Annotated in this window: 17 protein-coding genes; 12 read left to right on the top strand and 5 right to left on the bottom strand. The window is 67.5% G+C overall.

The genetic code is table 11. The features are described from left to right. Window positions 1-18: 18 nt before the first annotated feature. Complete coding sequence (locus TR49_RS21310) at window positions 19-723, bottom strand: HAD family hydrolase (protein ID WP_042383855.1); 705 nt, start codon at window positions 721-723, stop codon at window positions 19-21. Window positions 724-823: 100 nt separating this feature from the next. Here TR49_RS21310 and TR49_RS21305 point away from each other — a divergent pair, with 100 nt between their 5' ends. The 6 genes from TR49_RS21305 to TR49_RS21280 all read left to right on the top strand — a co-directional run bounded on the left by TR49_RS21305 (window position 824) and on the right by TR49_RS21280 (window position 10,650). Beyond that, window positions 824-1,588 (top strand): DUF5919 domain-containing protein, encoded by a 765-nt coding sequence (locus TR49_RS21305; protein WP_063770147.1) that lies wholly within the window; start codon window positions 824-826, stop codon window positions 1,586-1,588. A 5-nt stretch (window positions 1,589-1,593) separates the two neighbouring features. Beyond that, window positions 1,594-2,061, top strand: coding sequence for an NUDIX hydrolase (locus TR49_RS21300; protein ID WP_042383853.1), 468 nt, complete (start codon window positions 1,594-1,596; stop codon window positions 2,059-2,061). Window positions 2,062-2,276: 215 nt separating this feature from the next. Next, window positions 2,277-5,837: a type I restriction endonuclease subunit R gene (locus TR49_RS21295; protein ID WP_042383852.1), complete on the top strand. Its 3,561-nt coding sequence runs from the start codon at window positions 2,277-2,279 to the stop codon at window positions 5,835-5,837. Further along, the gene (locus TR49_RS40190; protein WP_160311625.1) at window positions 5,834-7,288 is read left to right on the top strand and encodes a restriction endonuclease subunit S; all 1,455 of its coding nucleotides are present in this window, start codon (window positions 5,834-5,836) and stop codon (window positions 7,286-7,288) included. Before TR49_RS21295 ends, TR49_RS40190 begins: the two co-directional genes overlap by 4 nt. Next, window positions 7,288-8,850 (top strand): type I restriction-modification system subunit M, encoded by a 1,563-nt coding sequence (locus tag TR49_RS21285; protein WP_042383851.1) that lies wholly within the window; start codon window positions 7,288-7,290, stop codon window positions 8,848-8,850. The genes TR49_RS40190 and TR49_RS21285 overlap by 1 nt, the downstream gene beginning before the upstream one ends. Before the next feature lie 519 nt (window positions 8,851-9,369). Next, window positions 9,370-10,650, top strand: coding sequence for a hypothetical protein (locus tag TR49_RS21280; protein ID WP_236653473.1), 1,281 nt, complete (start codon window positions 9,370-9,372; stop codon window positions 10,648-10,650). Here TR49_RS21280 and TR49_RS21275 read toward each other — a convergent pair. Then, window positions 10,580-11,422 carry a hypothetical protein gene (locus TR49_RS21275; RefSeq protein WP_042383849.1) on the bottom strand — a complete coding sequence of 281 codons (843 nt, stop codon included), beginning with the start codon at window positions 11,420-11,422 and terminating at the stop codon, window positions 10,580-10,582. The genes TR49_RS21280 and TR49_RS21275 overlap by 71 nt on opposite strands. A gap of 201 nt (window positions 11,423-11,623) precedes the next feature. Between TR49_RS21275 and TR49_RS21270 the strand changes: the two genes are divergently transcribed. The 4 genes from TR49_RS21270 (at window position 11,624) to TR49_RS41635 (ending at window position 20,381) form a co-directional block, all read left to right on the top strand. Then, window positions 11,624-12,220 (top strand): NsdA family TPR-like regulatory protein, encoded by a 597-nt coding sequence (locus TR49_RS21270; protein ID WP_052434490.1) that lies wholly within the window; start codon window positions 11,624-11,626, stop codon window positions 12,218-12,220. Window positions 12,221-13,135: 915 nt separating this feature from the next. Next, complete coding sequence (locus tag TR49_RS21260; RefSeq protein ID WP_236653472.1) at window positions 13,136-14,443, top strand: restriction endonuclease-related protein; 1,308 nt, start codon at window positions 13,136-13,138, stop codon at window positions 14,441-14,443. A gap of 662 nt (window positions 14,444-15,105) precedes the next feature. Continuing rightward, the gene (locus TR49_RS21255; RefSeq protein ID WP_236653471.1) at window positions 15,106-17,700 is read left to right on the top strand and encodes a DEAD/DEAH box helicase family protein; all 2,595 of its coding nucleotides are present in this window, start codon (window positions 15,106-15,108) and stop codon (window positions 17,698-17,700) included. A gap of 23 nt (window positions 17,701-17,723) precedes the next feature. Then, window positions 17,724-20,381: an RNaseH domain-containing protein gene (locus TR49_RS41635; protein WP_052434488.1), complete on the top strand. Its 2,658-nt coding sequence runs from the start codon at window positions 17,724-17,726 to the stop codon at window positions 20,379-20,381. Window positions 20,382-20,711: 330 nt separating this feature from the next. Here the strand turns inward: TR49_RS41635 and TR49_RS21245 are convergent, their stop codons facing one another. From TR49_RS21245 to TR49_RS21235, 3 genes are read right to left on the bottom strand one after another with little or no spacing between them, the layout of a single operon-like run. Beyond that, window positions 20,712-21,887 carry a restriction endonuclease subunit S gene (locus TR49_RS21245; protein WP_042383845.1) on the bottom strand — a complete coding sequence of 392 codons (1,176 nt, stop codon included), beginning with the start codon at window positions 21,885-21,887 and terminating at the stop codon, window positions 20,712-20,714. Beyond that, on the bottom strand, window positions 21,884-23,266 hold the full coding sequence (locus TR49_RS40180; protein WP_052434487.1) for an N-6 DNA methylase: 1,383 nt from the start codon (window positions 23,264-23,266) through the stop codon (window positions 21,884-21,886). Before TR49_RS40180 ends, TR49_RS21245 begins: the two co-directional genes overlap by 4 nt. Beyond that, on the bottom strand, window positions 23,263-23,469 hold the full coding sequence (locus tag TR49_RS21235) for a hypothetical protein (protein ID WP_042383844.1): 207 nt from the start codon (window positions 23,467-23,469) through the stop codon (window positions 23,263-23,265). Before TR49_RS21235 ends, TR49_RS40180 begins: the two co-directional genes overlap by 4 nt. Before the next feature lie 281 nt (window positions 23,470-23,750). On the opposite strand from TR49_RS21235, the gene nth reads away from it, so the two are divergent. Continuing rightward, window positions 23,751-24,698, top strand: a complete 948-nt coding sequence (gene nth, locus TR49_RS21230; protein WP_084725166.1) for an endonuclease III — start codon at window positions 23,751-23,753, stop codon at window positions 24,696-24,698. After that, complete coding sequence (locus TR49_RS21225; protein WP_084725164.1) at window positions 24,695-25,462, top strand: NUDIX hydrolase; 768 nt, start codon at window positions 24,695-24,697, stop codon at window positions 25,460-25,462. The genes nth and TR49_RS21225 overlap by 4 nt, the downstream gene beginning before the upstream one ends. The last annotated feature ends 177 nt before the right edge of the window (window positions 25,463-25,639 follow it).

Raw genomic sequence — 25,639 nt, 5'->3', positions numbered from 1 at the left:
ACGTCCAGGACGTCCCGGTCACGCTGCCGCATCCGCTTGGGCCAGCTCCCGCAGGATAGCCAGCACGCGGGCGGTGTCCCGCAGATCCGGCAGCACGACCGGCGCTCCGGCCGCGTGGAGGGCGTCCTGGCTGTAGCTCCCCGACGCCACCGCGAGCACCGCGTCGCCATTGAGCAGAGCAGCTTGCACATCCCGGGGCGTGTCCCCGACCAGGAGCACCGGCGCGGATGCCGGGAGCGCGTAGGCTGCGCTGATGCGTCGCCTCGCCACTGGCACCAGCGCGGAGCGGTCCTCGCAGTCAGCGCCGTACGCTCCCACCGTGAGGTCGACGAGGACGTCCAGGCCGAAGGCCCTCAGCTTCACCAGCGCGTTGGCGGCGATGTTCCCGGTGAGCACGGAGCTCACCGCGCCCGGCTCCCCGGCCAGAGCCTCCAACACCTCCCGTGCCCCGGGCAGGACGTACCCGCGCCGACGCAGCTCCGACGCGTGAGCGGCCCCGGTCTCGGCCAGCGCCTGTTCGATCGCGGCCCAGCGCGGCGGCTCAAGGTGATGGCGGCGGAACAGATCCGTCATGATCGACCGGTCCGTCCGTCCTTCGGTGACGACCGGAGCTGACGGCGGCAGACCGGCCAGCGCGGTGAAAGTCGCGGCGTAGATCTCCTTGCTGACGCCGCTGTTCTCGATCAACGTATGGTCGATGTCCCATAGAACGATCAAAGGCACCTCTCCACCCTACGAGGCATCAGGCCGGGCACCCGAACGATCAGGGGGACGTTCCTGGACGTCCTTGCGGTACCTCGGCGTCACCGATTTGATGAGCAGCGTGAACGAGCAGCTACGTTCAGCCATGGCTCGTCAGGGTGTCAGCCCGGACGCGCTGGCCGCAGCCTGCGCCGTCGACCCCAAGACGGTCGGACGGTGGCTCGCCGGTCGCGTCCCCCACGCCCGGCACCGCTGGACCACCGCGGGGCTCCTTGCCGTGGCCGAAGACACCATCTGGCCCAGCTCCCAGCGCTCCACGCCCTCCGCGTCCCCGGCCGAGCCCGCCGCCTGCTACCCCAACCGCGCCAGCGTCCCGCGCGAGTTCTGGTTGTCGCTGCTGGAGGGCACTGAGCACCAGATCGACGTCCTCGTCTACTCCGGGACCTTCTTCGCCCAGACCAACCCCCACGTCGCCCGGATGCTCACCGCCAGAGCCCGCGCCGGCGTCGCCATCCGCCTCTGCTTCGCCGACCCCGCGGGCAGCGCCGTCGCCCAGCGCGACCGGGAGGAGGAGCTCGACGGCACCCTCGCCGCCAAGATCCGCGCCTCGCTCACCTACTACCGTGCCCTGCTCACCGAGCCCGGGTGCGAGATACGGCTCCACAACGCCACGGTGTACGCCTCCCTGTTCCGGTACGACGACGACCTCCTGGCCAACCCGCACATCTGGGGCCAGCCCGCCAGCGCCAACCCCCTGCTGCACCTGCGCCGCGGCCCGGGTGCCGAGCTCGGTTGGTTCGAGCAGTACGTCACCAGCTTCGAGGCGCTCTGGGAGACGGCCAGGCGCTGGGGCGGCACCACCATCGACAAGACCTCCAAGGAGTGACCCGCATGGGCAGGACCGAGTACCTCAACGACCCCAGCGCGCCCAAGGCCAACACCCTCATCCCGGCCAGCAACCTGCTGGTCGTCAACGACAGCGGCGAGATCCTGCTCCAGCGCCGCCGCGACACCGGTCAGTGGGCCTTGCCCGGCGGAGCCCAGGACATCGGCGAGACCGCCGGCCAGTGCGCCGTCCGCGAATGCCAGGAGGAGACCGGCATCCTCGCCGAGCTCACCGGCTTCCTCGGCGTCTACACCAACCCGAACCACATCGTTGCGTACAGCGACGGCGAGATCCGGCAGCAGTACGAGAACACCTACATCGGCAGGCCGCTCTCCGGCACCCCCACCATCAACGACGAAGCCGACGGTGTCCGCTGGGTCAGCCCCGACCAGCTCGACGACCTCGACATCCACCCGAGCATGCGGCAGCAGATCGGCGACTACCTGGCAGGTAACTACCCGTACCTCGGCTGACCTCCGTGAACAGGACGTACAGCGGGCCTCCTTGCCTCGCCCGCGGCCTCAGCATCAGCGATGGTCCAGGTCGGCCTGCCCTGATGTGGGTTTTGCTTTGGGGCGCCGCGACGAAGCCACATCCCATCTGGCCAGGGCCTTCTACACTGAGTTCCCGGAGAGCACGGCAGATCGACGGAATGACCAGGTCCACGAGGATGGAGTAGCTGGGGGACATGGACGACCGACTGCGGACTTTGGCCAAGTTCTCGCCGAACTTCGGCATTCTGTATCAGCTCAAGCCGCTGCTCTCTCTCTACGGTGCCCAGGCGGAGGCGACCGTCTTCACGAACCCGAACTCCTCGCTCGTGCAGGCGGGCCAGTTCGGCGAGGTTCTGGCCGAGGAGTTGGTCACCCGGATCGGCATGCGGGTCGAAGGTGGCCGCCAGATCGACCGCCTGACGGCCTTGACGCGGGCCGGTGTTCTGGTCCCCGAGATCCGCAACGACTTCGACCAACTACGCCTTGACCGCAACAGGGCCGCGCACACGCATCTGTTCGACACCTCGCGCGCCCTCGCTGCTGTGCGCACCTGCTATAAGCTGGGCCTCTGGTTCCACGACGCGATCTCCGGCCGCCGGACGGTCGCGGAGTTCGTCCCGCCAACCGACCCGCAGGCTGCCGAGCGGATCGTCGACCCGGCCGAACTCGCCGAACTGAACGAGGCGCTGACCGGCCATCGCCAGGCCCTCACCCAGGCGCGCACCCGCCTCGCCGAGTCCGCCGATGAGCTGGAGGCCGAGCGCCGGGCCCGTGCCGAGGCGGAGCGCCTGATCGCCAGCGTCGGCGTCAACAACGCCGAGCTGCTGGCCCAGATCGAACAGCTCACAGCGCAGGTCGCCGAGATGCGCGCCGTCCAGCTGGCCAGTTACGAGCAGGCCCAGCAGGCTCCGCGCACGGTTGATCCGGCGGCCCGGGACGCGATCATCCACCGCGCGCAGAGGCCGGCTCCGCTCAACGAGGTGCAGGCCCGCGAAGAGATCGACAAGCTGCTGACTGCCGCAGGCTGGCTTGTCCAGGACCGGGTCGCGGTCAACCCGACGGCGGGTCGGGGAGTGGCGGTGCGTGAGTTCACACTCGCCACTGGCCGTGCCGACTACGTACTCTATGTTGACGGGTCGATCGTCGGCGTCATCGAGGCGAAGCGGGAAGGCACGCACCTGGCCAGCGCGGTCGCCCAGAACGACCGCTACGCGGGCGGGGTCCTCAAGGAGCACCGGCTGGCGGTGTGGCGTGAGGCCGAGCCCTTCGCGTTCCGGTATGCCACCACCGGCACCGAGACGTACTTCATCAACCGCCTCGACCCCGACGCGCGCTCCCGTGAGGTGTTCGCCTTCCACCGGCCGGAGACCATCGCCGCGTGGATGCGGCGCGCCGACGAGCGCCCCGAGACGCCTACCTTCCGCGCCGGTCTGCGCGAGATGCCGACCCTGCAGCGCAACGGCCTGCGCCCGGCCCAGGTTGAGGCGATCACTGGCCTGGAGAGCTCGCTCGCAATGGACAGGCCGCGGGCCCTGATTCAGATGGCGACCGGCGCCGGCAAGACCTACACCGCCGTCTCCCAGACGTATCGGCTGCTGAAGCACGCCCGTGCCCGCCGCGTGCTGTTTCTGGTGGACCGCAACAACCTGGGCAAGCAGGCGCTGGACGAGTTCCGGAAGTTCACGACCCCGGATGACGGGCGCAAGTTCTCCGACATCTACAACGTCGAACGTCTGGGCGCAGCCGGCCTTCAGGACAGCACGGCGGTGGTGATCTGCACCATCCAGAAGATGTACCGCCTGCTGACCGGCGAGCAGCTCGTCGACGACGACCCGGCCGACGAGGCGAACGACGACACCGCCTATGAGCAGTCGTACGCGGCCGAGCGGCCCGTCGAGGTCGGCTACAACCCGGCCGTGCCGCTGGAGTCCTTCGATCTGATCATCGTGGACGAGTGCCACCGCTCCATCTACGGGCTGTGGCGCGGGGTCCTGGAGTACTTCGATGCCCACCTTGTGGGGCTCACCGCCACCCCGACACTGCAGACCCTCGGCTTCTTCGGCCGGAACCTGGTCTCCGAGTACACGTACCCGCAGGCCGTCGCCGACGGCGTGAACGTCGACTTCGACGTCGTCCGCATGCACACAGATCTGCGGGAGAACGGCGGCGCGACCATAGAAGAGGGGACGACGGTCAGGATCCGGGACCGCAAGACCCGTCACCAGCGCTACCAGGAGTTGGAGGACGACTTCACCTACACGACCCGCCAGATCGGGCGCTCGGTGGAGGCCGTCGACGAGATCCGGGCCGTCCTCACCGCGTACCGGGACAACTGGCAGAGGTGGTTTCCCGGCCGCAAGGAGGTCCCGAAGACGCTGATCTTCGCGGTGGGCGAGGACCATGCCGTGGGCGTCCTCGCCCAGGCCAAGGAGGTCTTCGGCCGCGGAGACGACTTCGCCAAGAAGATCACCTACAAGAGCCGCCAGGCTGGCGAGGATCCCGACGAGCTGATCCGTTCTCTGCGGACCTCCCCGCGCCTTCGGATCGCCGTCACCGTCGACATGATCGCCACCGGGACCGACGTCAAGGCCCTGGAGTGCGTGATCTTCCTGCGGGAGGTCCGCAGCGCGGTCCTCTTCGAGCAGATGAAGGGTCGTGGTGCCCGCACCATCGACGCCACCGAGCTGCGCGAGGTGACCCCCGACGGGGACGAGCGGGTCCGTAAGGACCGCTTCGTGCTCGTGGACGCGGTGGGCGTCACTGACTCGCCGCTCGTCGATGCCCGGCCGCTCGTTCCTGCGGGGGAGCGACAGATCTCGCTGGCCAAGCTCCTCGACAAAGCCGGCACGAGGTCGATCAGTGCCTCCGAGGCAGAGATCCTCGCAGGTCGCCTCGCCCGCCTCAACCAGCAGCTCAACACCCGCGAGCGAGACCAGCTCACGCGGGCTGCCGGTGGTCGCACGCTCTCCGAGATCGCCGGTGCGATCGTCAAGGCTGTCGACCCCGACCGTCAGGACCGCGCGAAAGCAGAGGGTGGCGAGAGGGCGGCGCATGCTCTGGTGGAAGCGGCCGTCGCCCCGCTCACGGCCAGCCCAGACCTTCGGAAGCTGATCATCGAGATTCGCCGGGACAAGGACTACGTGATGGACGAGACCACGGCAGTCTCGGTCACGGAGGTCCGTGCCGTCCCTCGGGAAGAGCGAGCACGTGAGGAAGTCGACCGCTGGAGTCGCCTGCTTGCGGGGCAGCGCGACAAGATCGCAGCCATCTCTATCGCGCTGTCGAGTCCGCGCTCGGTTGGCCCCACTGAGGCGTATGCGGCGCTGAAGGAGCTGGCAGATCAAATCCGGCGCCCTGATTTCGCCTGGACCCCGCAGATCCTGTGGACCTACTACGAGGACCTGGGGCATGCGACCGATCAGTCCGGCAAGCAGGCAGGAGTCCCTGACCTGATCTCGCTCATCCGGTACGAGCTTGGCGTCGATTCGGAGCTCAGGCCCTACCGTGAGACCGTAGAGGAACGCTTCCAGGGCTGGCTTCTGCGACAGCGGCAAGCAGGCGCGGAGTTCACGGACAGGCAGCTCTGGTGGTTGGAGGCCATCCGTGATGTTGTGGCCAGCGATGTCGGCGTCGCTCCGTCGGACTTCCGAGCTGAGCCCTTCGCGGGCCACGGTGGAGGTAGAGGTCTTGCCCTCGCCTTCCCGGATCGCGACCCACACGACCTTCTGAGTGAGCTGAATCGAGAATTGGCTTGAGCACTACAGAACTCCCGCCTGGATGGGAGAAAGCCTGTCTGGGCGATGTCTTGTTGCGCGTCGAAGCCGGAAAGTCCTTCACATGTGAGCCGCGCCAGGCGAGGCCGGACGAGTGGGGAATTATTAAGGTCAGTGCGATGACCTGGGGTCAGTTTGACGAGGGCGAGAACAAGGCAGTTCCAGAAGGGCGCGAAGTCAACCCTGCGTATGAGATCCAAGCGGGTGACATCCTTGTGAGCCGCGCCAATACTCGGTCATATGTTGGCGCCCCAGTCCTCGTTGGTAACACTCGCCCCCGCCTACTCCTTTCCGACAAGAGCCTCCGCCTGGTGCCAGGAGAATCCATCAACAAGCGGTGGCTAGTTCACTTTCTGAGCTCGCCCGCGGCACGGGACTTCGTCTCTGAGACGGCCACGGGGACCAAGGACTCCATGCGAAATATTTCGCAGCAGGCGCTCTTGAAAATGCCGATGGCAGTCCCCCCTCTCGCAGAACAGCTGAGAATCGCGGACGTCCTCGAAGATTACCTATCCCGGCTCGATGTCGCAGAGGCCAGCATCAGGCGGAGCGTGAGACGCTCCGACCACGCCTGGGCTTCAGTGCTCAACTCGGTGGCGCGCGGCGATCTCAACGGCCGCACCGTTCACGCTGGCCTTCGCCTGGTCTCGGAGGTCGCAGTCGTTGGTGGTGGAATTCAGAAGCAGCAGAAGCGGCGTCCGGTCAGAAACACGTTCCCGTTTCTTCGCGTTGCCAACGTAGCCCGAGGGAAGCTTGACCTCGACGAGATTCATCAGATTGAACTGTTCGATGGAGAGCTAGAGCGCTATCAGCTTGAGCGTGGCGACCTGCTCGTGGTGGAGGGCAATGGAAGCCCCGACCAAATTGGGCGGGCGGCCACTTGGCGCGGAGAAATTTCGCATGCCGTTCATCAGAACCATCTGATCCGCGTGCGCCCGAGCGAAGAACTGCTTCCTCGATATCTTGAGCTAATCTGGAACTCTCCGCTCGTCATTGATCAGCTTCGCGAGGTGTCAAGGTCGACGAGTGGGCTTTACACGCTCAGCACAGCCAAGGTGAAGTCGGTCAAGATCCCGGTTCCGTCGCTCGCTGACCAGGAATCTCTGGTAGATGACGCCGACATCTGGGAGACGCGCATCAATGCTGCACGGGTTGTACTCCAGAGCGCGGCTGCTCGAAGCCGGCATCTGCGGAACTCTGTCCTCAATAAGGCGCTCGCTGGCGCTCTGATTCCGCAGGATCCTCAAGACGAGCCCGCTTCGACTTTGTTGGAGCGTATCGAGATTGAGCGAGCAAAGGGCGTCAAGAGGAGGTCTAACCGCACTCCCCGTCCGCGTCGGGCTGCGGCGGCCGTCGCCGCCGAGCCGTACCTGACCCCGTCCGTCATCACACCGATCCCCAGTGATGCCATTCAGCAGGAGTTCGAGCTCTGATGAGCACAGTCGCCCCCTCCAGCACCGTCGCGCAGACCAACTCACTCGTTGCCAAGCTATGGAACTACTGCAATGTCCTGCGGGACAACGGTCTGTCGACTATCGAGTACGTCGAACAGCTCTCGTACCTGCTCTTCCTGAAGATGGCTGATGAGCTGACGGCCGACCCGTTCGCCCGCGAGGCGGCTTCTCCCATCATTCCGTCGGACCTTGGCTGGCAGTCACTTGCTTCCAAGCGCGGTGAGGAACTGGAAGCGCACTATCGTCAGGTCCTCACGAAGCTCGGAAAGCACCCTAATAGCACCCTGGGCACCGTCTTCGCCAAGGCCCAGAACCGCATCACCGAACCAGCACTCCTTGAGAAGCTCGTCGTCGAGCTGATCGGCAAGACCGACTGGGTTCTCGAAGGCACCGATCTCAAGGGCGATGCGTACGAGGGCCTGCTCGCCAAGGGCGCCGAAGACACCAAGACCGGTGCTGGACAGTACTTCACGCCGCGCCCGCTGATCGATGCCATGGTGAAGGTGATGCGGCCACGTCCCGACGACACCATCACCGACCCGGCCTGCGGCACGGCCGGCTTCCTTATCGCGGCGCATAGTTACCTCCGGGAGCACCACCTGAAGGCGCTGTCCCGCGAGCAGCGCTTGGCATTGGGCCAGGGCAGCATCTGGGGCAACGAACTTGTCCCGGGCACAGCCCGCCTTGCAGCAATGAACATGCTGCTTCACGGCATTGGTGAGCCTGGCGGTGCCTCGCTCATCACTACCGGCGACGCGCTTGCCGAGCCCCCTTCCCGTCGTGCCTCTCTTATTCTCGCGAACCCTCCATTCGGCAAGAAGTCCGCGATCACCGTTGTCGGAACTGACGGCAAGACCGACCGGGAGGACGTCACCTACGACCGTTCTGACTTCCGCGCGACGACGACCAACAAGCAGCTGAACTTCCTGCAACACATCATGTCGCTGCTGGAGATGGACGGTCGTGCGGCCGTTGTTGTCCCCGACAATGTCCTGTACGAGGGCGGGCCAGGCGAGAAGATCCGCCGCCGTCTGCTCCAGGAGTTCGACCTCCATACGATCTTGCGCCTGCCTACCGGCATCTTCTACGCCGGCGGAGTCAAGGCCAACGTGCTGTTCTTCGACAAGAAGCCCCCGCGGGCCGACGACATTCCCAATACCTCTGAGGTCTGGGTGTATGACTTCCGCACGGGGATGCACTTCACGCTCAAGCAGCACCCTTTGCGCCTTGCTGACCTGGCCAAGTTCATCGAGGCGTACCAGCCAGACAACCGCTCGGCTCGCAAGGAGACCGAGGACGGCCGCTTCAAGCGTTTCACGTACAAGGAACTCATCGACCGGGAGAAGATTAACCTCGACATCTCGTGGCTGAGGGATCCGGCACTAGACGACGCGGAAAGCATGCTCGCCCCCGAGATCATCGCCCAAGAGATCGTGGAAGACCTCCAGGCGGCCCTCGTCGAGTTCGAGGCAATCACCGAGGCTCTGGGTGGTGAGGTGAAGCCCGACGTCGCGTCGGAGGAAGTCATCGCTGAGGCGTGAGCGGCAACCAAGAGGCCCCTGGCCGCAGCGGAGACCGTGGCCTGGGCCCCTTCGGCGGCGAGCGGTAGCTCGCACAGTCTGTGTGGACTCCTGACCTCGGACCGGCACGGTTGTCTCAGCTTGTGCTGGTGGGGGTACGACGGCTACATGCTTCGTTGGTCATCTCTCAATGAGCGCCAGCTCTCTCTTCTGGCCCGCATCGGTGGGGACGGGAATCCGGTCACTTCGGGTGATCCTGCGCTCGCGCTCACTGCTCGTGCTCTGAAGGAGCGCGGGCTGATCAGCATGCCGAAGGCTGAGGGGGTGAAGTGGCGGGCGGAGATTACCGATTCAGGCCGCTTCTATTTGGAGCACGGGCATCACCCGGACCGTCCTGCCCTGGGCTCCAGGGCCCTGGCCAAGACCCCCGCCGGCACGGCGTCACAGGACACCCCTGTGGTGACGGACCAGCCGGAGGCTGTTGCAAGCCTCCGGCCAGCAGTGCGGCGGCAGCCGAAGTCGCCGAAGGAGTCTAGGGCCGTGAGCGGTCCGGCGCTGATCGAGCAGGTCCAGCAGGCGGGGCGCTTCCTTACGATCCCAGATCCTTCGCCGGAGGAGCGGGCAAGGCTGCGCAGGGCCTTCGATGCGGCTCGCACCAGTGCACCTGAGGGCTTCCAGCTGAAGTACAGCGGCCGGGAGAAGGGCGACTTCTATCTCGGCCTGCTGCGTGACAACGGGCTGGATGAGACCGAGTGGAACCGAATTCGACTGCAACGCAGTCGGGTCATCACGGACGTGGAGGCTGTGGTCGCGGCGTTGGAAGCCGATCACAGCGCGTTCGAGGTCTCCGAGGAGGTAATCCCTCGTGTGCTGTCGATCGTCCGTCTCATCGCACAGGAGGCGATGTCGCGCCACGGCAACGTTGTGATCTTGAAGAAGCGGAAGCAGCCGCGGCCGCTCCTCTCCGTCCATGGCAGGACGTGGGAGTTGAGCTTCAAGGAGCGGCAGAAGCAGGTCAAGTATGTGCCTCAGGCCGCAGGACGGCGTAAGACGTACGACTGGCAGCGGGTTACTCCCGCTTACCGGTCCGAGCCGTCCGGTGAACTCGACCTCCTGGTCGTCGAGTCGCATCCGGGTGGTTACGGGTACGGCGGTGCCTGGAAGACCGACTGCGCCGACACCGCCAAGCGGCCGGTGGAGGAACAGATCAGCTCGCTCTTCCGGAAGCTGAAGACGCGCATGGAGGAACAGGAGCGCCTCCAGTTGGAAAGGGAAGCCGAGCAGCGCCGACGGCAAGAGGATCGGGAGCGAGCAGAGGCCGAGCTGCAGCGCTTGGCGGCCGAGGAGAAGGCTCGCCAGCAGCGGGACTGGGAGGCCGCGGTCGCTGCGGCTGGGATCAAGGCCATGGAAGCCTCGCGTCGTGAGAGGTTCGGGTCTGCCCTGGGGCGCTGGCAGGGCGCGCGGGAGATCCGTGAGTTCTGCGCAGCGCTCGACGAAGTCGCGAACCGAGCCGACGACGAAGGGGAAGCACAGAGGCTGCGGGAATGGTCTACATGGGCCAGAGCTGAGGCGGACAGGATGGATCCGACGGCGCTTGGAAGCGGGCTCGGCGTCGAAGCTTTCGAAGCCGAGCCCACGGCGGATGAGCTTCGACCGTTCCTCAACGGGTGGAGCCCGCATGGGCCGAAGAAGGAGGCACCGCCTGTCGAACCCGCCCAGCCGCGGCAGCAGGCCGACCCGTGGCGCGACGTCAGCGGCGAACCTCGGGACCAAGGCTGGAGATACGGACGCCAAGGTCGCGCTCAATGGTGGAGGCGATAACGCCGTGCCCCCTGTCGCGCAGGGCCTTCAAGGACCGTTCGACGATGGTGCCCAGCCGCTCGACCTCGGCCCGCAGCGCCAGCAACTCGTCGAAGCGCTCCACCCGCTCCTGGCTGCACCACTCCCGGACTGTCCGGAGCATGTCGTCTTCGGCCTGCAGTTTCCGGTCGTCGCGGCGGTTCCAGGACTGCCATGAGGGCTGCGCGCGTTCCCCGTCGAGGGCCTCCTGGCGGCGCTCGACCTCCAGGAGGATCTCCTCGGCTTGGACCTCCGCGGCTCGCCTGGCGATCCGTTCGGTGACGGGCCAGCCAGCCAGGAACACACCGGTCCGGCTCTCATGAAGCATCGGGTCAGTTCGAAGGTCAGCCGCATCGAGCCCGAGGCGGTCAGCGGTGGCATCGAGAGCGGTGAGCTCCAGAATGCCAGCATCAGCCGCGGTTGTGCGCAACCGCAGTTGGTTCTTGGGACGGACGAAGCCAAGAACCATCCGGGCTGCCTCGAACTCCGCGGTCTTCCGTACCTGCCGGGACGCCTCGGCCAAGGCCAGCTCAGCGGCGTCGTCGGCCCGGAAGCCCGCGACGTTGTCCCACAGCGTGACCAAGGATGTCGGAGCGACCCAGTCTTGCAGTCCAGCGTCCTCGCCTTCGAGGAAGCGGACATGCACTTGTGAGGAACGGCGAGCGCCGCCGACACGGACGATCTCCACTGGGCGGACTGCACTGCCGAGCATCTTGGGCTGCGCCCGGTATGCCCACTTCTCGCCGATCTCCATCCTGCTATTGAGTCAGGCCAAGGTGGATCCTCGCTACCGCTTCTCTGCACTTTGCGGTGGTCGGGACCGTGCACGGTTGCAGACGGTCTGCACCGGACGCGAGGGGCCCGGATCCATGCGATGGTTCGGGTCAGTTGCGTTAGCGGTCAGCGCTCCAGGGTCGTCTCAGGTTCGGTGTATCGGTGGGAGTGTGGGACGCGGGTGCCCGACTACTGGAAGCCGTCGCTGGATCAGGTCCTCAACCTCGGCCACCGGGACGCCGCCGTGCGGCTGTCAGAGGAGTGTCTGCACTACGCGCGCTCGATCCAGGACCCGAGGGCGGTCGCGTACTACCAGGCAACGCTGGCGAGCGCCGCCGCCCTGGACGGCGACCGTCGGGCCGCGACGGCGGCGCTGGCCGCGTCCGAGACGCCGATCGAGAACGCGCCGAGGACGCCAGGGAAGCCCTGGATCGCCCACTTCTTGCCCGGCCGCTCGGCTCATGAGGCCGACATGATCCTGGTCCAGGTCGGCGACCTGGACGCCGCCCAGGACCAACTCCACCACGCGCTCGACGTCCACGGCCTGGACCGCCGTCGGACCCGAGCGATCGTCTTGGCCGACCTCGGGCAGGTCCACCTCCGCCGCGATGACACCGACGCTGCCTTGGCGACCTGGACCGACTTCCTCGACACCGCCGAGGGCATCCGCTCGGTCAAAGTGACCAATGCCGTGGATGAGATGCAGGCCCGCCTCCATCGGCTCTGCGGCGCCCCCACCGCTTCTGAGCTGGATCAGCGATCCGCGACCCGCACCTGATCATTCCCCCGCTACCAATGGCGCGACACGGTTCGCCTACCTTCGCGCCAGTGAAGATCCCCGCCTGTCGGACTGCCCGTGCATCATGACAGCAGAAGTGATCGCTCACTTCCGATTCCCGCTCTCCTGATACGCCCTGCGGAAGAAGGACCGGCGCAATGTGGGAAGGGTTGAACGTGCGTCAGCAGGCCTATCTTTGTGCTTGCTTTCATGAGGATCAGGAGGCGGAGCGCCGGGCTAGGGCCACCCGGGCTGCCTACGGGGACCCGGGCCAGGCGTCCGCGTGGCGAAAGCTGCCCTTCTCGATGAGGTCCGATCTGCCGTTTGCTGAGTACACCGCGATCCAAGACCGCCTTCGCTCGGATGGGTACCTTGACGCGGGAGCCGGAGCTACGCTGCACGCGCTCGCCCGCAGGGGACTCATCAAGATCACTGAGGACCGTGTCGACATCCCCAACGTTGGTCTGGTCTCCCGCGTCCTGGTTGAACTGACGCGCTCTGGCCGAGCCTGCGCGCGCGCAGGGCTCGACATTCCCGCTGTCTCACGCCGACCTTCGCACCTACTCTCGGAATGGCTGTGGCGCAACCTGACCCGCGTCGCCGAAGCGGGGGCCGAGGGTCTGCCCGAGGAGGCCATGGGGGGAAAGTCGAGGTTCTACCTAGGCGTCGGCTATCGCCCCAACGGGAGGCCCAGCCGGGGGTACATCGACTCCTTCGCTGTTCGGGTGGAGAAGGGGCGTGGGACGTTCGTCCTTGAGTATCGATGGAGGGTCACTGAGGCCGGCAGGGAGCACCTCAACGCGTACGGGGCCGAATACCAAGCCCGTTACCCGGGTGTCCAGTTGATGCCTCCAGATCCGCCGTGATCGGTCGACTATCGGGCGACTGTCGTACCCCAGGTTTATGGTGCTTCGTGTGAAGTTCACCTCCACAGCGGAGCCGATCAGTCACGACGTGATCCGGCAGATGGTGATGCGCGCTGCGACGGTGGCGGCCCAGGCGTTCACAGACGTCGAGCAAGCGCCGGAGGGACGGCTGCGCACTCTGATGGACAGCCACGGTGAGGTCATTGCCGCACGAGGGCCAGCTCATCCGCTCTCGTTCGAGTCCTTTCTGGCCATGCTCACCGGCGACCTTGCTGGCCTTCTCCCGGACGGGGTGTCGCCGGAGGAGATGACCGGCGTGCACCTCATCAATGACGACGGACTGTTCGAAGAGGACCTGTTCGATCTCGACCAGGAACAGCGGCAGGTTGCGTGGGCAGTCCAGAAGGCCACGCGCGACGGCAGATCCACCTCGATCTCAGAGATCGAGCAGGAGATGGACCAGGTCACCGTCAACTCAGGGCTGAGAAAGCGCGGGACGCAGGAGGCCTACACCAAGGGCCGCTCAAACCTGTCCCGGTTTCCGACCGGCACCGAGGCAGTGATCCGGCGGCTGAACCTGCCGAGCATGGTCAGCCAGTTCTATCGGCCTATCAGCTTCGCGGCGCTCTATGAGCAGTGGTGGTTCGCCTGCCCCGTGTGTCACTGGCCGATGAAGATCACCCGGCACCGTTCAAGAACGGCGGTCACTGGTAGGGCCCAGTGCTTCTACCGACCGCACGCCGAGCTGATGGGCGCCAGCTACACCTTCAAGGTCCCCGCGGCCGGTAGGCCGCCGACCCTGATCCCAGGCTCGCCGCCGCCGGCGTTCACCGGCGAGGCGTCCGTCCTCGCCCCCGACCTACGAGGCTCGGTGCCGAAGCCGATGCCGGCCGCTGGGCACTTGGCACTGGCGCGGGGACCGTGGCGCTACACCACCGTCCCAGGCCTCCTCGAGATCGCCTTGTACGACGCGCTGCTCGCACGCGGCTTCGTTGCCGCTTCAGAACCTGGCAAGAGCCCCGCTGCCCTCGGAGCGGACGCCGACTGCCCAGGCAGCGTCACCCTCTGGCCCTACCTGGATGCCTACGACCTGCACGTGGACGTCTGGCTGAGGGACGGTCAAACGAAGTCCTTCCTGCTCGACATCAAGGACTTCACCTCGGAGATGCTGCTCGCGAAGAAGATCCAGGCCGACGGCGGCGATAGCGGCGGGGCCGAGTGGATCGTCGTCCCGGACCACCGTCAGGCATCACTTCCTCTCCTGCGCGGAGTGTGCAAGGAGTTCCCCGTACAGGTGGCCACCGCAGGGGAGATCGGCCAGACGATTTGCAGGACGGCAGGGATCCGATGGGCCTGACGGGCAAACTCCGCAAGGACGACGCGGCGGTGAACTGCGCTCTGGCGCTCGCCGCCCACTACTTCCCTGGCGAGCTGGATGAGCACGAGCAACCCACCGCGTCGTTCAGACACGCTGCCTTCCTGCTGTCCGGCCAGTACGACAAATGGTCAGCCTGGGCGCGCCTCTCGCACACGGAGAAGCAGCGCATCGCGGATGTCCTGGTCAATGCTCCCGGAGAACTCGCCAGCGGGCCTGTCTTCGCGACGGCCGCGCGCAGGAGGCTGGCCGCCCCTGCTGCTGGTCAGGCACCCCAGTTCGTCCTCGTTGGTGATCCCCACACGGCGGAGGCAGCCTCGCCTCGGATCGGAGACGATCTCCTGGCCTACGTGGACCGCACCATGAAACGGGTCCACAAGGATCACCCCCGCCCGAAGCCGGTACCTCCCGCCGCGGCCGGGCAATGGTTGACCCGCACGCTCTACGCTGGCGGAATCGGGGAGATCCAAGGACGCGCCACCATCCCTGTGTTCGCCGGAGGCTCGGAAACCGACCCGTGTCAGAACCCACCCTATGCGCACACCGCCGCCTACTTTGCAAACGTCGAGATCCCCACCTGCGACCTCCTGGACCTTGCCCGGCAGCTGGACCAACGACTGAAGCCCGAAGGTCGGCACCTGCACATGGTTCTCAAGACGCTCTTCAGCCAGCTCAACACCACGGACACGCTCTCCCCGAGAGAGGCGATCCGCCTGTGCGCTGGCGCCACCGAGGTCTTCAACGCCCCCACAGGCACCGGCAAGAGCGTTCTCGTCCGCGTCATGGCCTCCTGGTTCGCCGTCAACGGCCTGGCTCTCGCGATCGTCCTCCCTACCGTTGAGGCGACGCTCTCGGCGGCTTGGGACATCAGCCAGGACCTCGCGTACCTCGGCCACCCCGAAACATGTACACCTCTGATGTCCCCGTACGGACTGCACGAGCGGGCCATGAAGATCGCCTCCCGCATCGAAGGCTCCATCGCCGAACAGCCAGCCAAGGTCAGATGGAAGATCAGTCAGCTCTCCTACGGCTGCTCGCTGAGCCGCTTCACCGAGGCCACACACCCCTACCCCGCGGGCTCGGAATCCTGCATGAGCCTCTACCCGCTCCCTCCAGGCAAGGGAACCCGGCGCTGCCCGTTCGTGCCGGTCTGCGGCAAGTACCAGCAACACCACAACGCTTGTACCGCCTCGGTGGTCGTGACCAACCACCACAACTTCATGATGGGCCGGATGCCCATCGGCATCACACTCGACGACCGGCCAACCGCCGGCCTGAGCGTTGCCGAGTTCCTCCTCCGTCGCTGCCACGCCACCCTCATCGACGAGGTGGACCAGTTCCAGTCCACCGCCATCGGGAAGTGCTCCAGCGAACTGGTCCTGGACTCCCGCCTCGACAAGAAGATCCCTCTCCAGCAACTCCACGAGGAACTGCGCAAGCAGCCGCCGGCCACGGTCAAAGAACTCGTCCCACCGGTGACCTACGCCCGCTACCTCACCGAGTTCCTCCTGGCCGCCGTGTGCGAGGGCCAGCTCCATCTGCGCCACTATGAGGGAGACGGCGGCCCCGTCGGTGACCGCGCGGGCATGAACAGCACCGGCTGGCACATCTCAGGGGGACGGGACCGACGCCTGATCCACCTGCTGTTCCCCGAGGCGGGCATCACCAGCGAGCACGAGATCCCGCAAGAGCTGTTCGACAAGCTCAACGCCCTCAGGCCGCCAAAGCCGGGCCAGGACTCACTCACCGACCCGTTCAGCACCGTGGAGCTGGAGGGCCACTACCTGGAAGCACGCGCCATCCTCGGCGAGCTTCTCGGTCACCGAGGCGCCGACCTGCTCACCCACACCCAGCACCGACTCGACGACCTCCTCAAGGCCGTCGTGGAGGACGAGCACGACCGCGCCGAAGCCGTCGAACTGCTCGTCGTCCGCACCTGGCTGTCCGAACTGGACGACACCCTCAACGACCTCATGGGCAAAACCGCGCAGCTCCGCGCGAGCGGCCTGGCCTCCGCCCGAGCTCTCGCCGAACGCCTGGACCGCGGCATCGGAGCCAGCATCCTTCCCTTCGGCATGCTCGGCCGCGCCCTGTTCGGTTACCGAGTCACCGGCCTGGACGACCCGGCGAAGACGGGCGAGCTCACCTCCCAGACCATCACTGGAGACCCGCACACCTACACCGGCCAGCTCGGCAGCATCGTCTCCCTCGCCCTCGCCGGCATCGAGCGGCCCGTCATGGGCCTTTCCGCGACCGCGTACTTCCCGCAGGCCGTCCGCGAGCACATCCACAGCACCGTGAAGTGGTGGATGACCGATGCAGCACCGGACAGCATCCGCGCGAAGAAGCACACCATCACCGACTCCCTCAACAACCCAATCCAGATCTCCGGACTCCCCCAGAACCTCAAGTCTCGGGCCCTCAAGGAGCTCGGGGAGCGCTTGTACGACACCCGCATCCACCCCGAGCTGCAGCGTCTGGAGAAGGAGGACAAAGACCGCGCGCACGCCGCCGTGGTCGTGAACTCCTACCTCCACTGCAGGTACATCGCGCTGGGCATCTACAACTCCGGCAACTACTCCGGCGGCCTTTGCGTCGCCGTCCCACCGGACAAGGAGCGCCGCAGCGACCTGCCGCCGCTGCCCGCCGGCATCATCGAGCTGACCCCCGAAGAGTTCGAGACCTTCCCGCAGAAAGGGAAGATCCTCGTCGTTCCCATGGCGCGCATCGCCCGTGGCCTGAACATCGTCATCGGGACCAAATCGGCGATCACCCCCGTCTACCTGTGCACCCGCCCACTGGCCCTCTTGAGCGATCCTCCGGAGATGTACGCCTCGGTCAACGCCGCCGGCCTCAACAGCCTGCCCAAGGAACCCAGCGACGACCCAGTGGCCGCGCTCACGGCCGCGCGCACCGAAGCATGGAGACGACTCAGCCTGATCATGCGCTCCGCGCCCGGATTCGGGTCGACCCACAAGGTCCTGCAAGAGGAGATCGTCGCGGGCATGGTCGTCGACATGATCCAGCTTGCCGGACGTGCCCGGCGCGGCGGCACGGACATGACCCTGCACCTCGTGGACTACGCCTTCCACCGCGACTCATGGCAAGCCGACCTCGCCACCATCCTCACGCGGATGCACGACAACTGGGACGAAGACGAACGTCGCCGCATGGACGACATCTACCGCGAAGCCCTCGCCGCCTTCCTCGCCTACGCCGGGATCGGCCTGGCCGCATGACCATCGAAGGAGAACCTGCCCGCATGTCCGCCCGCCCGTCCAAGCAGACCCAGCGCCTTGACCTCCTCGCAGGCCGGGTCACACCCGGTCTCCTCGGGAACGCCTCCGTCCACATCCGTGACTGCGGCCCGGCCGGGGTCAACATGTGGAGGATCTTCGAGAACGCCTACCGGAGGCGAGCCGGACGGGAGGAGGTCCAGGCACCGCACTCCATCGCCACGACGGCACTGCGCGCCCTCACCGGAGGCTACGTCTGGCTCGACGCCAAACGGGCCCTCCTGGCCAGCCAGCAACCCATCGACGACGAGACGATCCGCGACGTCTTCACCCTGCTGCACGGACTGGCCATGGGCGACGACATCGACGACATCGATCTGAACCAGCAAGTCGGCATCGCGGACAAGTTCGCCTCCACCCCCCAGGAACAGCGAGCACTGGCCGACTATCTGCTGCGCTCACCAAGCGGACAGCCCGACGCCCCCAACTGGGTCTACGAGACCGTCGCCTGGGACCTCGCCCGCAGGATCACCGCCGAACCCTGGGTCATCGACGGCCTGTCCATCCGGCTCCGTCCGGACACCACCGGCGGCCTCGTCGCATGGGACAACCCATGGCCCGACGAGAACGGAACCCGCTTCGCCCTGCCGCGAGTCCGGCTGAAGATGAAGACCTCGCCCAACGTGAGCGACCCGCTGATCCTCGTTGCCGCCTCCGCGACCCGGATCAACCGCTCCATGGACTTCACCCGCACCGTCCTCGCCGAACAGGACCACCCTGACCGGCCGTTGGTCGAGGTCGAACTCGACGGCAGGGGCCGCCTGCGCAACGTCAACCGCCTCGCCCTCCAGGCACTCTCCCGGCTCGGCATGGGACGCTCCGTCCTCCACGAGATCGACCAGAAGATCCAGGCCGACCGACTGGCCCGCCAGCAAGCCCAGGAGAACGGCGAGGAACCTCCCGCCCCGCAACAGCTGGGACCGGTCAGGCCCATCATGGCCAAGAAGTTCTACTTCCCCGTCGGCTCCGGCGTCGGAATGGACTACTACCGAGGGCTCTACGAGCACATCCAGAGCACACTCGGCGACCACTGGCAGCCGCTCCACGGCTTCTTCGAGGGCGGCAACTTCAAGCAGGCCCAGAAGGCCGACGTCCTCATGGAGCCGCTGGACATCACCCGCTCCCTGGACGCCATGGGCTTCGACCACCTGCGCATCGTCTGTCTGTGGGCAACCGACGAGATCCGCCAGCGGATGATCAACGCCCTCGCCCTCGCCTACGACCTCGATCCCGCGGCCCTCAACCCCGCCGAAGGCAAGAGCGTCACGCTGCACGGCACCCGCGTCAGCGCGGTCTTCCACCACGTCCCCGAATTCCTCCAGCACGGGGCCCCGACCGGCCGGTCCACACACACGGCCGGCCTGCTCTCGCTGAAGGCGGTATCCGGCGAGATCGTCGGCGTCTGGGCCGAGACCGAATACGGCGACGGGAAGAAGAACTCCGTTCCGCGGCCGAAGGACAGCGAGGACGCCAAGCACCAGACCCACCGCATCCTCGCCAAGATGGATCTGGTCGTCCAGTACATCGACAGCGCCGTCCAGACCGGCATCGACAAGTCCACCGGCATGGACCACCAGAGCCTGTCCTGCCTCATGGACCTCTACCGCAACCTGGGGTTCATCGACCGCCGGGTTTCCAGCATCCTGACCAAGCCCATCGGCGAACACTCCGCGGACGGCGTCGCCCACTGTGGCGTCCACGTCCGGCGGCAGTCACGCCGACCGGGAGAGCGGGATGCCAGGATCGTCGTCTCAGCCACCGTCCTCAAGCCCCCCACCGTCCCGGACGGCGCGTGGACGCTCCACGGGTGGTCCTACACCGACCGCGTCTGGAAGCCGTACCACCTCGCCGAGGCCGCCTTCCACGCCGCCGACTACCCGGCCGGGAAGATGACCGAGTTCATGGACAACTTCGCCGGCCACTCCAGCACCGCCAAGGTCATCGACCAAGCGCTGGAAGACCTCGCCGACTACCTGGGGGGTACCCCGTACACCCTCACGGTGGACGGCTACGCCTGCCGCCGCCTGTGGAAGGGGCTGAACAACAAGGCGCAGGGCCAGCCGCCCGAGCCGAACACGACCTGGCTCCCGGGCTCCACCATCGCCCCCCGGTTCCGGCCCATCGCTGTGATCCGCCTGAACAAGACCGACGAGGAAGTCCCCCGTCCGGTACAGGTGACGATCACCGACGAGGACGACGCGGAGATCAAGACGAAGGAACGCACGACCCAGGTCTTCCGGATCGACGCGGACCTCGGAACGAACAGCACCTGGCTCCTGGTTAACACCACCCACCAGTTCGACGGCAACGGCGCCGGCCGACAGGGCTCGAAGAAGACGCGCTGGTCCGCCCTGCCGTGGAACAAGGGCAAGAACGAGATCAAGGCCAACTACTACGCCATGACCGCGACCGAGATCTTCCCGATCGCCGTGGACCCGGACCACCGGCGGGAGCTGACCATGGTGACCGCCAGGCTCTGCCACCAGGCCCTCGCGTGGAAGCACCGCACCCGCTACCCGATCCCGCTCCACGCGGCGCTCCAGATGGACCAGGACCACCCGCAGTACCGGCGAACTTCAACGCCGGAAGACCTTGACGATGAAATGCCTGACGAGGACGAATAGCCGACAGCTTGTGGCCTCGCGTAACGCGCTAAAGCGCTGTTAGCGGCCGGCCCACCAGCCGGCCGCGGTGGCTGTCGCCATCACCGTCGCGACCGAGGTCGCCGATGGTGGGTGCTGGGCCGGCCCGCGACCAGGCGGACCCACACTGGGGCCGGGTTGCCGCCACCGCGTTGAACAGCGGCGTGTCGGCTGGCCGCACGGCACTGCGGGAAGGCAGCGGAACGGGTCCATGCTGTCTGCCGGAGCCTCAACACCTACGTGGCCTGCGTCGTTACCTCCGCTTCGTTGCGGCGGGCCGCTGAACCGCGCGTCAGGCCAGTGCCGCGCGGCTCAACTCGCCGGCGCGTGTGCGTCCAGTGCGGGAAGGCCGTTCCGTAGTGTGTCCGCTAGGAGCGCTCGCAGGACGCGATCCTCCCGACCCGCGGTCACGGCTCGTGAGTGCAGTCCGCCGACGAGCTGTGCGAACCGCTCCCGCTCGTCGAGCGGCGGCCAGGAGACGCGGGTTCGGAGCAGGGCCCGGGCGCTGATCTCACGTGCCGCCGTCCCCTGCCCCAGGGCGGACAGTTCGGTGCTCCGCGACCGGATCTCGTGGAGCAACCAGAGCGCGCTCGCCGGCTCGGCTGGGAGCACTGCGAGCACTCCGCGGCCCGCGACCACTGGGGCGAGGCTGATGGCCACCCGCAGCTCTCCCGGCTTCGAAGCCAGCAAGAGCGTGTCCGGCGGGCAGAGCCCCTCGACCGGGCGGGCCTCGGGCGCACGGCCCGCGGGCAGGTCGAGGAAGGGCAGCGGGCTGCGCAGCACGTCTGCCGGTGCCACCCACGTCGGCCCGTCGTCGCCCGCAGGGTCGGGCGCGGTCGGCTTGGCAAGGCTGCCGGGAATGGCCCGGAGGACCTCTCCGAAGGTGAGCGACGGCCAGGCCGCCTGATCGGCAGTCGCAAGGGCGAAGTGCGCGTCGGCCAGCGCCACGGAGGTCGAGGCGATCCGTTGGTTGAGCGCGATCTTGTCCTCGATCGCCGCCATGATGGACAGCAGGTCCGCTCGCACCTCGTCGGGCGGGAGCGGTATGGGCAGCTGTCGCAAGTTGGCTAGGCTGAGAGTGGCCTGCGCCGAGCCGGAGGCCTTCGCGGCGCACCAGGCCCGGACGGTCGGTGCGGTGAGCCAGAGCCGGAGCCACTGTGCCAGTTCCTGGTCGTCACAGCGCACGACCCCCACGGACCGTGCAACATTCCAGCCCTCTTGCCCGGCAGCGACCATCGCCGCCTCGCCGACCCGTCCGACCAAGACCACGGCGACGTCACCGGGCTGCAGCCGGGTCTGCGGACTGGAGCCGTCCACGTCGCGACCGATCAGTACCGGGTGGTCGGACAGGATCTGGCCGTCGACGATGTCGCCGGCGCGCAGCATCGGAACGCCGTCGCGTTCGGGTCGCCCCGGCCGGGTGATGCCGTACCAGACCTTCGTACCGGCGAGCCGGCCTAGCTGCTCCCAGGCCCGCTCGCTGGTCACGCGTCCCCCAGGCGGAATCGCAGCTCGGCCTCCAGGCGGGCGGCTTCATCGAAGAGTTCGTACAACTGGCCGGTGAGCTCGGTCACCCGCTGGCTGGCCGGAGCGGCGTCGTCCTGGGTGGCGGGCGCGCCGGTATAGGCGATGGGCTGCAGGTCGAAGTCCCGGGCCGCCAATTCGTCGAAGCTCACCGAGCGGCACCAGCCCGGCTTGTCCTGGTAGGTGCCGCCGCGCCAGGAACGGTAGGTGCCGGTGATGCGCTCGACGTCTTCCGCGGAGACGGAGCGCCGGCCTGGTCGCGCCGTCCCACCGAGGTCCCAGGCGTTGACTAGGAGGACGTCTTGCCCTCGGGCACTGGGCCGCTCGCGTGTGAAGAGCCAGATTGACGTCCTGATGCTCGTGTGGGCGACTAGTCCCGGAGGCAGTGCGACGACGGCGGCGAGGACGCCGTCCCTGACCAGCCCTTCGCGGATGCTCCTGGACTCACCACCCGCGAACGCCGCGCCGTCCGGCAGTAGCATCGCCCCCCGGCCGTGCTCGGCCAGCTTGCTCACCACGTGCTGCACCCAAGCGAAGTTGGCGTTGCTGCGCGGTGGCACGCCGTACCGCCAGCGCGGATCGGGCCACCGCAGCTCGTCATCGAACATCTTGAGGTTGAACGGAGGATTGGTCAGCACCACGTCGAAGTCGGCAGCGGGAGTGTCGTCGGCCCGGAGGCTGTCGACCGGGCGGGTGCCGAGGTCCGCCTCCAGGCCGTGCAGCGTCAGGTTCATCCACGCGGTCTGGCGCGCCAGGGTGTTGACGTCCCGACCAGTCGGCCGGACCGCCGCGTCCGGGCCCTGGTGCTCCCGCGCGTATCGAGCGGCTTCGGCCAGGAAGCCGCCCGAGCCGCAGGCCGGATCGAGGACCCGATCGCCGTGCTGGGGCTCCACTAGGGCCACCATCAGCCGCACCAGGTGGCGCGGCGTGAAATAGTTCCCGCCCGTCTTGCTGCTGGAGAACCCTTCCAGGCAGTCGTCGAAGACCTGGCGCGGGTCGGCCACGCCGTCTACGAGCCAGAGCACCTCACGAAGGAAGGGCTCCGCGGCAGGGGTGAGCTGGATGCTCTGGGACGGCATCCAGCCAGCGTGCCCGTTGGATGCCGTCCAGGCGTGGTCCAACGCCGCCACGAGCGCGGGGCCGGCCTCGCCCCGGTGACTTGCCGAGGCCAGGACCTCACGCCAGGCGAGCCCACCCGGCGAGGGATTGCCCGGGCTGCCTGCCAGGCACCGCAGGAAGAGGGCGCACAGCAGGAACTGCTGGGCGGACTGCAGGTCCAGCGACCCACGCACCCGATCCACGGCGCTCCACAGCGACTGCTCGAAGCCCCTAGACGCTGTCATGGTGTTCCATCCTGCCTGAGAGCCGCCATGATGCTGAGCGCGACCCCCATCACGACGACGAAGGCACCGCCGCCGGTTGCCACGGCCTCCCCTCTGGAGGCCCCCAGCGCATACATGACGATCCCGGCGCTCAAAGCGATGTTGAGCGAAACCGACCCCGCGGTGATGACGCCGTGCACCCGCTGCCCGAACGACTGGCTCACTGTCCCACCCTCCCGACCACAGTCAACTGTCGAGAGAGTAACAGATGCAGCATTGGATTTGTATTGCGGGCAGCATGCGATTTGGAGTAGGCCTAGCCCCGCCGACACGGCTCCACCTGTCAGCCGTGGAGCGTTTCTGGCTTGGTCATCGGTCGGTGGTCCGCTCCCGGCCCGACAGCTCAAGGCTGGGCCGCATGAGTGGGCGATAAGCGATCCTGCCGCCTATCGGCAATGCGAGGACCTCACCCAAGGATGACGGCGCTGAGCCGTAGGCTCTCGGTATGGCGAAGAGTGGCGTGGCTGTGACCGCTGGTGCTGCCGGTGGGCCGGGGTTCAAGAAGGCACCGTTCCCGAAGACGCACATCGCGAAGGTGCGGGCGGCGAGGCGGATCAACCGGGCGCTCGCGGAGGTGTATCCGTACGCGCATCCCGAGCTGGACTTCGAGACCCCGTTCGAGCTGCTGGTGGCGACGGTGCTCTCCGCGCAGACGACGGATCTGCGGGTGAACCAGACGACGCCGGCGCTGTTCGCGAAGTACCCGACGCCGGAGGCGATGGCGGACGCCGATCCCGAGGTGCTGGAGGAGCTGATTCGGCCGACGGGCTTCTTCCGGAACAAGGCGAAGTCCCTGCTGGGTCTGTCGAAGGCCCTGCGGGACAACTTCGGCGGCGAGGTCCCGAAGACGCTGGAGGAGATGGTCACGCTGCCCGGCGTGGGGCGGAAGACGGCCAATGTCGTCCTCGGCAACGCTCGTGATCCTAAAACGGGAGAACCTTTCGGCGTCCCCGGCATCACCGTCGACACCCACTTCGGCCGCCTGGCCAAGCGCTTCGGCTGGACCGAGTCCGACGATCCGGTCAAGGTCGAGCAGGAGGTCGGTGAGCTGGTCGAGAAACGCGAGTGGACCATGCTCTCCCACCGCGTCGTCTTCCACGGCCGTCGTATCTGCCACTCCCGTCGGCCCGCTTGCGGGGTCTGCCCGATCGCTAAGCTCTGCCCCTCCTACGGCGAGGGGGAGACCGACCCGGTGAAGGCGGAGAAGCTGCTCAAGTACGAGAAGGGCGGTCAGCCCGGCCAGCGGCTCAAGCCGCCCGCGGACTACCCGGGCGAGGCCGCCGCCCGCGCCGTCGCCCACGGCGGCCCCACCCCGGACACCGCCGATGAGGCCGAGGTCGACGGCGCCGGGGTCGACGGCGCCGAGGTCGATGGCGCTGGGGCGGACGCGTGAGCGCCTCCGCCGCGGTGGGGGTGCGCCGTGAGGGGATTCCGGACTGGCTGGTGCCTGTGCGGGAGGTCGCCGAGTCCGTGGAGCCACGGCAGCTCAGCCGGTTCCTTCCGCCCGCGCAGGGCGGGCGGCGTTCCGCCGTGCTGGTGCTCTTCGGCGAGGCACCGGGCGGTCAGGGCCCGGACCTGCTGCTGATCGAGCGCGCCAGGCGGCTGCGCTCCCACGCCGGACAGCCCTCCTTCCCCGGCGGCGCCCTCGACCCGGAGGACGGTGACCCGGACGGCGAGGGCCGGATCCGCGCCGCCCTGCGCGAGGCCCGGGAGGAGACCGGCCTCGACCCCGACGGGGTGCAGGTCTTCGGCGTGCTGCCGGACCTGTACATCCCGGTCAGCGACTTCGTGGTGACGCCGGTACTCGGCTGGTGGCACACGCCCACCCCCGTCGCGCCGGTGGACGAGGGCGAAGTGGCCGAGGTCTTCCGCGCCCCGGTCGCCCGCCTCGCGGACCCGGCCAACCGGGCCCGGCTGCGGCACCCCAGCGGCTTCCGCGGCCCCGCCTTCCAGATCGACGGCCACGTGATCTGGGGCTTCACGGCGGGCGTAATCGACCGGCTGCTCCACCACGCGGGCTGGGAGCGACCTTGGGACAACGGTCGCGAGGTCGAGCTCGGCGACCCGGCGGTCTTCGCCTCCCGCGAGGAGCAGGACCGCGCCCGTGAACTGATGCGCGACGCCGTCCTGCCGCCCACCGACCTCGCGTCGGACTGACCGGGGCCCGTCTCTGCGGGCTCGCGCCGGTTCCGCGGGGTCGCGCCGGTTCCGCGCCGCGTCGGCGGGCTCACGCCGGTTCCGCGGGGTCGCGCTGCGTCGGCGGGCTCGCGGCAAGTCGGCCCAGCGCCGCGTCGGACGTCGGCCGGGGGCCGGGGGCCGAGCCGCGCCCTGGGC

It is taken from the genome of Streptacidiphilus melanogenes (assembly GCF_000787835.1).
Lineage (GTDB): Bacteria > Actinomycetota > Actinomycetes > Streptomycetales > Streptomycetaceae > Streptacidiphilus > Streptacidiphilus melanogenes.
Note: the sequence above shows the minus strand (reverse complement) of the source record. Positions and strands in the feature narration are given on the sequence as shown.